Origin of the sequence: Neisseria sp. P0008.S010 (assembly GCF_051962715.1) — a bacterium.
Lineage (GTDB): Bacteria > Pseudomonadota > Gammaproteobacteria > Burkholderiales > Neisseriaceae > Neisseria > Neisseria elongata.
The window spans coordinates 1-266 of record NZ_JBQCVA010000312.1 but is presented as its reverse complement, the minus strand read 5'-3'; the positions used below and the strand labels follow the sequence as shown (position 1 = coordinate 266).

At 60.2% G+C, this 266-nt stretch carries 1 pseudogene; it reads left to right on the top strand.

From position 1 onward, the window contains the following. Positions 1–259 (top strand): annotated as a pseudogene (locus tag ACTHSL_RS13735) (hypothetical protein); the annotation flags it as partial. Between the last annotated feature and the right edge of the window lie 7 nt (positions 260–266).

Genomic DNA, 266 nt, shown 5'->3' with positions numbered 1-266 from the left:
GACTACAGGGGTATCTGAGACCGACATCCGCACCGCCCGCCGCGCCCTGGGCGTGCGTCCGGTCTTTAAGCGCATTGATACTTGTGCTGCCGAATTCGCCTCAACGACCGCCTATATGTATTCGACCTATGAAACGGCGGCCTTGGGTCAGGTGCCCGAATGCGAAGCCAATCCGTCCGACCGCAAGAAGGCAATCATCCTCGGCGGAGGGCCTAACCGGATCGGCCAAGGCATTGAGTTCGACTATTGCTGCTGCCACCCGTAGG